Below are 9158 nucleotides of genomic sequence, written 5' to 3'. Positions count from 1 at the left end.
CGCTTCGCCCGCGCCGCGGCCGCCCCGGCCCGCCGGGTGCCCGCCGAGGCGATCCTCGCCATCGGCCGGCGCCTGCGGCAGGTCGCGAGCCCCTCGGCGGCTTCGCAGGCCGCGACTCCGGTCGTGGCCGCCCGTTCCGGCATGCCGCGCAAGCACAAGCTGATGCTGCTCACCGCCGCCGCAATCCTCTATACCGGCAGCATGGAGGCGCGCCGACACTTCAAGCCGCGGGCGGTGCTGATCGAGGTGCCCTCGACCCGGGCGCACGCCATCGCGGCCATGCCCGTGCGGATGCCCGCCGCCTGAGGCGAAGGCCCGCCCGTTGCGGCAGCGCGAAACGCGGTGCTATAGCGCCGGGCGACCGGGACCCGTGCCCGGGTAGTGGATTTCCCCCGAACGGAGTGCCCATGTCGGTCGACGCCAAGACGGTCCGGCGCATCGCGCACCTGGCGCGGATCGCGGTCACCGACGAGGAGGTGGCCCCGCTCCAGGACGAGCTCAACGCCATCCTGTCCTTCGTCGAGCAGCTCGACGCGGTCGACGTGTCGGGCGTCGAGCCGATGACCTCGGTGACCCCGATGGCGATGAAGAGCCGCGAGGACGTGATCACCGATGGCGGCCACGCCCGCGAGATCGTCTTCAACGCGCCTCTGACCGAGGACAACTACTTCGTGGTGCCGAAGGTCGTCGAGTAGCCCTCGGGCGTCTCCGCGAGATTCAGGCATCCAGGCGGCCCGTGCGGGCCCGCGACAGGACGAAACGATCGTGACCACCAAGCCGGCAGAGCTGACCGACCTCACCCTGGCGCAGGCCCGCGACGGCCTGCGGGCGAAGGAGTTCTCCGCCCGCGAGCTGGCGCAGGCCCATATCGACGCGATCGAGAAGGCGCGCGTGCTGAACGCCTACCTGCTCGAGACGCCCGACCGGGCGCTGGCCATGGCCGACGTCGCCGACCAGAAGCTCGCCGCCGGCGAGGCCCGGCCGCTCGAGGGCCTGCCGCTCGGCATTAAGGACCTCTTCTGCACCCACGGGGTCGTCACCACGGCGGGCTCGAAGATCCTCGAGGGCTTCCAGCCGCACTACGAATCCACCGTCACCCACAACCTGTGGCGCGACGGCGCGGTGATGCTCGGCAAGCTCAACCTCGACGAGTTCGCCATGGGCTCGTCGAACGAGACCAGCGCCTACGGCCCGGTGATCTCGCCCTGGCGGCGCAAGGATTCCGACACCAAGCTGGTGCCCGGCGGCTCGTCGGGCGGCTCGGCCGCGGCCGTCGCGGCCCGCCTGTGCCTGGGCGCCACCGCGACGGACACCGGCGGGTCGATCCGCCAGCCGGCGGCCTTCACCGGGACTGTGGGCATCAAGCCGACCTATGGCCGCTGCTCGCGCTGGGGCACCGTCGCCTTCGCGTCGTCCCTCGACCAGGCGGGGCCGATCGCCCGCACGGTGCGCGACACCGCGATCCTGCTGACCTCGATGTCCGGCCACGACGACAAGGACACCACGTCGGTGAACCTGCCGGTGCCCGACTTCGAGGCGGCGGTGAACCGCGGCGTCAAGGGCCTGACCATCGGCATCCCGAAGGAGTACCGGGTCGAGGGCATGCCGTCCGAGATCGAGCGGCTGTGGCAGCAGGGCGCCGACTGGCTGCGCGACGCCGGCGCCAAGGTGGTCGAGGTCTCGCTGCCCCACACCAAGTACGCGTTGCCGGCCTACTACATCGTGGCCCCGGCCGAGGCCTCCTCGAACCTCGCCCGCTACGACGGCGTGCGCTACGGCCTGCGGGTTCCGGGCAAGGACATCGCCGGGATGTACGAGGCGACCCGCGCCGCGGGCTTCGGCCGCGAGGTCAAGCGCCGGATCATGATCGGCACCTACGTGCTCTCGGCCGGCTACTACGACGCCTACTACGTCCGGGCGCAGAAGATCCGCTCGCTGATCAAGCGCGACTTCGAACAGGTCTACGCCTCGGGCGTCGACGCGATCCTCACCCCCACCACCCCGTCGTCGGCCTTCGGCTTCGGCGAGAAGGCCAAGGCCGACCCGGTCGAGATGTACCTCCTCGACGTGTTCACCGTGACGGTGAACATGGCGGGTCTCCCGGGCCTCGCGGTGCCGGCCGGCCTCGATGCGCAGGGCCTGCCGCTCGGTCTCCAGCTCATCGGCCGTCCCTTCGACGAGGAGACCTTGTTCGCCGCCGGCCAGGTGATCGAGGAGGCGGCGGGCCGCATCGCCCTGCCGCAGGCGTGGTGGGCGTGAACCACCCCACCGTTCCCTACTACCCGCCCGCCGTCTGGATCATGGCGGCGTTCGATCCGGTGCTGATCGGGCTCGCGCTCTATCTCGGCTGGAAGGCGGACCAGTTCGGCAAGGTCGTCCTCGTCGCGATGATCGCGCTGGTCGCCTCCGTACTGGTGTCGTGGGTGCTGACCGGGATCGGCGTGCCGTGGCCGGCGCCGATCGGACGCGAGCTGCCGACCTTCTTTCCGGTCCGTACCGGCGCGGCGCTGATCTACGCGATCATCGGCTACTCCGCCCGGAGGGTGATCGCGCCGCGCGCTTGACGCTCGCGCGCCGCCCTTCCTACTAGGCGCAAACGCACCCCTCTCCCGGACGCGAGAGGGCGAACCGCCCGAGAGACAGAAGACCGCCATGACCGCTCCCGTGAACCCCAAGAAGCTGATCAAGGGCGCGCTGGGCGACTGGGAGGTGGTGATCGGCATGGAGATCCATGCCCAGGTCACCAGCCGCTCCAAGCTGTTTTCCGGCGCGCCGACCGCCTTCGGGGCCGAGCCGAACGACAACGTCTCGCTGGTCGACGCCGCGATGCCCGGCATGCTGCCGGTGATCAACCGCGAATGCGTCGCGCAGGCCGTGCGCACGGGCTTGGGCCTCAAGGCGCAGATCAACCACCGCTCGGTGTTCGACCGGAAGAACTACTTCTACCCGGACCTGCCCCAGGGCTACCAGATCAGCCAGTACAAGAGCCCGATCGTCGGCGAGGGCGAGGTCCTGGTCGACCTCCCCGACGGCGAGAGCATCACGGTCGGGATCGAGCGCCTGCACCTCGAGCAGGATGCCGGCAAGTCCCTGCACGACCAGTCCCCGACGATGAGCTTCGTCGACCTCAACCGGTCGGGCGTGGCGCTGATGGAGATCGTCTCGAAGCCGGACCTGCGCTCCTCGGAGGAGGCCAAGGCCTACGTGACGAAGCTGCGCACCATCCTGCGCTACCTCGGCACCTGCGACGGCGACATGGAGAAGGGGAACCTGCGCGCCGACGTGAACGTCTCGGTGCGCAAGGTCGGCGAGCCCTTCGGCACCCGCTGCGAGATCAAGAACGTCAACTCGATCCGCTTCATCGGCCAGGCGATCGAGGTCGAGGCGCGGCGCCAGATCGCCATCATCGAGGATGGCGGCACGATCGACCAGGAGACCCGCCTGTTCGACCCGAACAAAGGCGAGACCCGCTCGATGCGCTCGAAGGAAGAGGCGCACGACTACCGCTACTTCCCCGATCCGGACCTGCTGCCGCTCGAATTCGACCAGGCCTTCGTCGACGGGCTCGCCAGCGGCCTGCCGGAACTGCCCGACGCCAAGAAGGCCCGCTTCATCGAGACCTACGGCCTCTCGGCCTACGACGCGACGGTGCTGGTGGCCGAGCGCGCCTCGGCCGATTACTTCGAGGCGGTGGCCAAGGGCCGCGACGGCAAGATCGCGGCGAACTGGGTCATCAACGAGCTGTTTGGCCGCCTGAACAAGGAAGGCAAGTCGATCGAGGACAGCCCGGTCTCGGCCGACCAGCTCGGCGCGATCGTCGACCTCATCGGCGACAACACCATCTCGGGCAAGATCGCCAAGGACGTGTTCGAGATCGTCTGGAGCGAGGGCGGCGAGCCGCGCCAGATCGTCGAGAGCCGGGGCCTGCGCCAGGTCACCGATACCGGCGCGATCGAGGCGGCGATCGACCAGATCATCGCGGCCAACCCCGACAAGGTCGAGCAGGCGAAGGCCAAGCCCACCCTGCTCGGCTGGTTCGTCGGCCAGACCATGAAGGCCACCGGCGGCAAGGCCAACCCGGCGGCGGTGAACGCGCTCTTGAAGGCGAAGCTCGGGATCGAGTAGCGCAAGCTCGACGGCGCCCGCCCGAACCCTTGCCCGCAGAGGCAGGGCATTCCGGGGAAGAAAGTTGGCGCGGGTTCGTTCCTCTCCCCGCGGGCGGGGAGAGGGGAAACCCGCGCCTCATCTTTTCCCGGACAGCCCTGCGCAGAGGGGGAAGTTCGGGGCGTCGCACTCCCTCCCGCGGCGGATCGCCCCCGGCGCCGACACTCCCTTGCCGGCCCCCGCCCCGGCTCCATACCCTCGCGAGCGGCCTTCCGGCGGGACGGTTCGCACCTCCCGCGAGGCCCCATGCCCGACCTGTTCAGCCCCTTCACCCTGAAGGACGTCACGCTCCGCAACCGGATCGCAATGTCGCCGATGACCATGCATCGCTCGGTCGACGGGGCGGTGGGCGACTACCACGTCATGCTCTACGGCTCGCGGGCGGCCGGCGGGTTCGGCCTCGTCTTTCCCGAGCAGATCGCCATCACGCCGGAGGGGCGCACCACCAGCGCCTGCGCGGGCCTCTGGGACGACCGGCACGTCGAGGGCCTGGCCCGCGTCACCCGCATCATCAAGGAGATGGGCGGCGTGCCGGCGATCCAACTCGGCCATACCGGGCGGAAGGGCAGCGAGCAGAAGCCCTGGGAGGGCAAGCTGCAATTGCCGCCCGACCACCCGGACGGCTGGCAGCTCAAGGCCCCCTCCCCGATCTCGTATGGCGGCCGCTACACCTACCCGGTCGAGGCGCTGAGCGTCGCGGAGATCGCCGGCATCCACCGGGCCTACGCGGACGCCGCGCGCCGGGCGGTCGCGGCCGGGTTCGAGTGGCTGGAGATGCACTTCGCCCACGGCTATCTCGGCGCCAGCTTCTTCTCGCCGCTCGCCAACCAGCGCGACGACCGCTACGGCGGCTCGTTCGACAACCGGCTGCGCTTCCACCTCGAGGCGCTCGACGCCGTCCGGGCGGTCTGGCCCGAGCGCCTGCCGCTGACCATGCGGCTCGGGTCCGACGACCTCCACCCCGACGGCGTGCAGTTCGACGAGGCGGTGGCGGCGGTCGGCCGGATGACGGCGCACGGCCTCGACCTCGCCGACCTGTCGATCGGCTTCAACACCGACGCGATGACCGACCCGCCCTTCGCCCGCATGGCGTTCATGGTCGAGCGCGGCGCACGGGTGCGGCGCGAGATCGGGATCCCGGTCGGCGTGAGCTGGAATCTCGGCCTGCCGGCGGTGGCCGACCGGGTGATCCGCGACGAACTGATCGACCTCGTCTTCCTCGGCCGCCCGGCCCTGTCGAACCCGCACTGGCCGGTCTGGGCGGCGCGGGAGCTCGCGCATCCCGACCCCTTCGCCCTGGTGCCGGAGGATTGGGGCTGGTGGCTGCGCAACTTCCGCGCCCACGAGGCCTGCATCGGCTGGCCTGCCCCGGGTGCCGGGAGCGCCTGACCGGCCGGGAGCGGCCCCCCGCACGAGACGCGGAATCGTCAGCGTCGGCAGCGCCTTGAGCGAGAAAAACCCGGCTGTTTCCCAGCGGTTTTTTGCAGATTTTCCGGTCACGCTGCCGATGACGACAAATATTTTCGCGGATGCCTTGCTATCTCGATTTCAATAAATTACAAATGACGGATCGATTGTTGGCCTGATTACCGAGCCTCTCCGCCGCCTCGTGCTGGCGCAAGCTCTGCCACTCGCTCCAAATCCGTCGATTGAATCGAGCCTTGGCGCTGCGGACCCGCGCGCCGAGCTCCGCCATATGCTTGCAGATCATGGATACGACAATGACGACCGGCACCGTGAAGTGGTTCAACGTCCAAAAGGGTTTCGGCTTCATCCAACCGGATGACGGCGGCAAGGACGTGTTCGTGCACATCTCCGCCGTCGAGCGGTCGGGCATGCAGTCCCTCAACGAGGGCCAGAAGATCTCCTACGAGATGGAGACCGACCGTCGCAGCGGCAAGCAGTCCGCCGGCAACCTGCGCGCCGCGTAAGGTTTTCTTGCGATCGGGATGCGGGTGGTTTCAGCCGCATCTCCCCACCCGCACGCGATGCGGGCCAGACCTCCAACAGATTGTTCCTGAGTGAATTTCACGTTCAGTTCCGAGACCCGTCCCGACCAGGCGCGCATCGAGCCCGCCACGTTCCAGGTGCAGCAGATCTGGCAGCATGCCGGCGGCACGCCGCGCGACGTCAGCCACCTGATCGACCGGACCTACCGCTATCACTCGGTGCGGGAGCTGCATTGGCACCTCGCCGACCGGTTCGCGCGCCCGGTCCGTTCCCTCGCCATCAGCCGGGTCTGAGCGATGGGCAAGTTCAAGGAAGCGCCCCTGGGTGATCGCCTCGGCACCGCCGCGGCCGCCCGCCAGGCGATGCTCGGCCGGTTCCAGGCCCGCAGCACCGCCGACGACCCGGCACTGATCGCCCGTCGCGCGGAGCGCCAGGCCGTCGCCGAGGCCCGCGCCGCCCGCCAGGCCGAGCGCGACGCCGAGCGCGCGGTCCAGGAGGCCGAGCGGCTCGTCCGCGAAACCGAGGCCCGCGCCGAGGAGACCCGCCAGCGCGAGGTCGCCGCGGCGGACGAGATCCGGCTCGCCGCCGAGGCCGCCGTCGCGGCCGAGCAGCGGGAAATCGACCAGAAGGCCGCCCGCGACGCCCGCTACGCCGCCCGCAAGGCGCGCAAGCGGGGCTGAGTCCCGGGACCCGGGGGGCTGCCCCGGCCCCACGTCAACCAGGAAGGGACTGGCCCGATGCCGTACAAGTTCAAGCTCCACCAGCAGGTGCGGATGGTCCGCTCAGTGATCTCCGACGCGCTGGCCAGCGACATCGACGTGTTCGAGGTCGTGCGGCTGATGCCGGAGGACCGCACCGGCGAGGCCGCCTACCGCATCCGGTCGATGAAGGGCGAGCGCGCCGTGCGCGAGAGCGAGATCGTCGCCCTGCATTGAGGATCCGTCCCACCGGCCCACGCCTGTGGCCGCCGCGTCACAGCGGCGGCAAGAGGCGGGAGGGCGGCAATAAACGGCCGCCGTCGCTCGTCCATCCTGTCGGGGAGATTCCAGCCGCTCGGTTCCGTGCGGCGGTCGGGCTCCCGATGGGAGCCCGCTCCGTGACCCGATTTCCCCGTTTCCTGCTCCCCGCCCTCTGGCTCGCCGCCTGCCCCCTGCCGGCGGCGGCACAGGTCGAGCAGGACGGGCAGTTCTGGATCAACGCCACGGCCTTCGGCAGCATCGGGTCGTTCGCGGTTTTCGCCGAGGTGCAGCCGCGCTTCGGCGACGGCCCCTCGCGGCTCGACCAGCTCATCGTGCGCCCGGCCGTCGGCTGGGCGATCAACGACGCGCTCACCCTCTACCAGGGCTATGCCCGGGTCGAGACCACGCCGCTGACCGGGCGGTCCTTCTCGGAGGATCGCAGCTTTCAGCAGATCGGCTGGGAAATCGGGACGATCGAGCGGATGAAGCTCTCCTCCCGCACGAGGTTCGAGCAGAGATTCCAGACCAACGGCCGCGACACCGGGTTTCGCCTGCGCCAGATGCTGCGCGCCGCCGTGCCCCTGACCGGCGAGACGCGGGGCGTCGCCGCCCTCGCCTGGACCGAGGTCTTCGCCGCGCTCAACGACACGGACTGGGGCGCACGGGCCGGCTTCGACCGCGTCCGCACCTTCGTCGGGCTGGAAATCCCGCTGCAGGGGCCGTCGACCCTGGAATTCGGCTACATGAACCAGACCGCCCGGGCCCCAGCCGGGCGCGTCGCGATGGACCACATCGTGTCGCTGAACCTCTTCCTGCGCCAGTGATACCGTCCCGGCGAACCTACAGGTAGCTCAGGACCGGGTGGCGCCCGCGCCGCTTCACCCCCACCATCCAGCGGCAGGCGCCGTAGAGCGGCAGGGCGAGGAGCGCCGCGATCGGCCAGAGCTGCCACGGCGCGTCCGCCGAGACCCGGCCCTCCGCCCCGAAGCCGAGGGCGAGGAGGAGGTCGTGCAGCCCGCGCAGCAGCCACAGATGCGCCAGGTAGAAGAACAGCGGTGCGCCGCCGAACACCGTGAGCCAGGCGAGCCGCCGGGCCGGCAGCGCCTCGAGCAGGGCGAGCAGCACCAGCCCGAGGCCGAGGGTCGCGAGCAGGAAGTCGGCCGAGGGCGGGTACTTGGTGAGGTTCAGGAACGACAGGGCGCTCGCCCCGAGATCCGCCCCGGCCCGCCACGGCGTCGGGTCGCCGTAGCCGTTCAGGCCCCGCAGCGCCACGAACGACGCCAGGGCGGCGGCCCCGAGGGCCAGGAGCCGGCGGCGGCGAGCCCCCGCCTCCAGGGCGTACCACGGGCCGAGCGCGTAGCCTGCCGCCGCCACGCCGATCCAGGGCAGGACCGGATAGGAGGTCCGGGCCACGCCCCAGGGCAGCGGGATGAAGCCGCGCTGGTGCAGGATCGACCACGCGACGTAGCCCGGATGGTCGGGCGCCAGCACGATCCCGTCGAGGAGGTTGTGCCCGAGCATGACGACGAGCGCGACCGCGACGAGCGCCGGCCGGGGCAGCCGGATCAGGCCGGCGAGCGCGATCATGCTGAGACCGATCGCCCAGATCACCTGCAGGTAGAGGACCGGCGGCAGCAGGCTGCGGGTCCAGGCGAGGTTCACGAGGGTGAGCTCGAGCGCGATCAGGAACAGGCCGCGGGTGAGGAGGAAGCGCGAGGCCGCCCCCGGCCCGTGGCGGCCGGCATAGAGGCTGGCCGAGAGCCCGGTGAGGAGCAGGAAGACCGGCGCGCACAGATGCGCGGTGAGCCGCGTCGCCGCGAGGCCGGGCGACGTGACCGCGAGGTCCATCGGATCGCGGACCTGGGCGTGCAGGAAGAAGAACTCGCGGACGTGGTCGACCAGCATCAGCAGCATGACGAGGCCGCGCAGCGCGTCGATCGCGGCGATGCGCGGCGGGCGGGGGCCGGCGGTCACGAGGCGGCCTCGTCCGCGAGCCGCGACAGGAGCCGGCGCACGTCCGGCGGCGTCCAGACCCGGCCGCCGCGGGGCTTGGGGATGCCGCGCCGGGTCAGGCAGGCGGCGATG

The 9158-nt window shown here is 70.7% G+C and carries 11 protein-coding genes and 1 pseudogene; 11 read left to right on the top strand and 1 reads right to left on the bottom strand.

The features are described 5' to 3' along the window. From HPY23_RS18415 to HPY23_RS18365, 11 genes and pseudogenes are all read left to right on the top strand, one after another. A pseudogene (locus HPY23_RS18415) lies at nucleotides 1-306 on the top strand (hypothetical protein); the annotation flags it as partial. Nucleotides 307-407: 101 nt separating this feature from the next. After that, nucleotides 408-695 (top strand): Asp-tRNA(Asn)/Glu-tRNA(Gln) amidotransferase subunit GatC, encoded by a 288-nt coding sequence (gatC, locus tag HPY23_RS18410; protein ID WP_048429481.1) that lies wholly within the window; start codon nucleotides 408-410, stop codon nucleotides 693-695. Between the two features lie 70 nt (nucleotides 696-765). After that, the gene (gene gatA / locus HPY23_RS18405; RefSeq protein ID WP_091887141.1) at nucleotides 766-2259 is read left to right on the top strand and encodes an Asp-tRNA(Asn)/Glu-tRNA(Gln) amidotransferase subunit GatA; all 1494 of its coding nucleotides are present in this window, start codon (nucleotides 766-768) and stop codon (nucleotides 2257-2259) included. Between the two features lie 41 nt (nucleotides 2260-2300). Further along, entirely contained in the window at nucleotides 2301-2564 is a 264-nt protein-coding gene (locus HPY23_RS18400; RefSeq protein ID WP_091753717.1) for a hypothetical protein, read from the top strand. An 88-nt stretch (nucleotides 2565-2652) separates the two neighbouring features. Further along, the gene (gene gatB, locus HPY23_RS18395; protein ID WP_091887139.1) at nucleotides 2653-4125 is read left to right on the top strand and encodes an Asp-tRNA(Asn)/Glu-tRNA(Gln) amidotransferase subunit GatB; all 1473 of its coding nucleotides are present in this window, start codon (nucleotides 2653-2655) and stop codon (nucleotides 4123-4125) included. 285 nt (nucleotides 4126-4410) lie between these two features. Further along, nucleotides 4411-5553 carry an oxidoreductase gene (locus tag HPY23_RS18390; protein ID WP_060848485.1) on the top strand — a complete coding sequence of 381 codons (1143 nt, stop codon included), beginning with the start codon at nucleotides 4411-4413 and terminating at the stop codon, nucleotides 5551-5553. A gap of 332 nt (nucleotides 5554-5885) precedes the next feature. Next, nucleotides 5886-6095 (top strand): cold-shock protein, encoded by a 210-nt coding sequence (locus tag HPY23_RS18385; protein ID WP_060848484.1) that lies wholly within the window; start codon nucleotides 5886-5888, stop codon nucleotides 6093-6095. A 90-nt stretch (nucleotides 6096-6185) separates the two neighbouring features. Beyond that, nucleotides 6186-6407, top strand: a complete 222-nt coding sequence (locus tag HPY23_RS18380) for a hypothetical protein (protein WP_060848483.1) — start codon at nucleotides 6186-6188, stop codon at nucleotides 6405-6407. 3 nt (nucleotides 6408-6410) lie between these two features. After that, a complete protein-coding gene (locus HPY23_RS18375; protein ID WP_175539970.1) occupies nucleotides 6411-6794 on the top strand; it encodes a DUF6481 family protein in 384 nt (127 codons plus the stop codon). 57 nt (nucleotides 6795-6851) lie between these two features. Beyond that, nucleotides 6852-7049 (top strand): hypothetical protein, encoded by a 198-nt coding sequence (locus tag HPY23_RS18370; protein WP_091887137.1) that lies wholly within the window; start codon nucleotides 6852-6854, stop codon nucleotides 7047-7049. Nucleotides 7050-7210: 161 nt separating this feature from the next. After that, entirely contained in the window at nucleotides 7211-7897 is a 687-nt protein-coding gene (locus HPY23_RS18365; protein ID WP_244537591.1) for a DUF2490 domain-containing protein, read from the top strand. Nucleotides 7898-7913: 16 nt separating this feature from the next. Here HPY23_RS18365 and HPY23_RS18360 read toward each other — a convergent pair whose 3' ends face one another. Continuing rightward, nucleotides 7914-9047 carry an acetyltransferase domain-containing protein gene (locus tag HPY23_RS18360; RefSeq protein ID WP_280142904.1) on the bottom strand — a complete coding sequence of 378 codons (1134 nt, stop codon included), beginning with the start codon at nucleotides 9045-9047 and terminating at the stop codon, nucleotides 7914-7916. Nucleotides 9048-9158 lie beyond the last annotated feature (111 nt).

This window comes from Methylobacterium ajmalii, assembly GCF_016613415.1.
GTDB lineage: Bacteria > Pseudomonadota > Alphaproteobacteria > Rhizobiales > Beijerinckiaceae > Methylobacterium > Methylobacterium ajmalii.
This window is presented reverse-complemented; position numbering and strand designations above follow the sequence as displayed.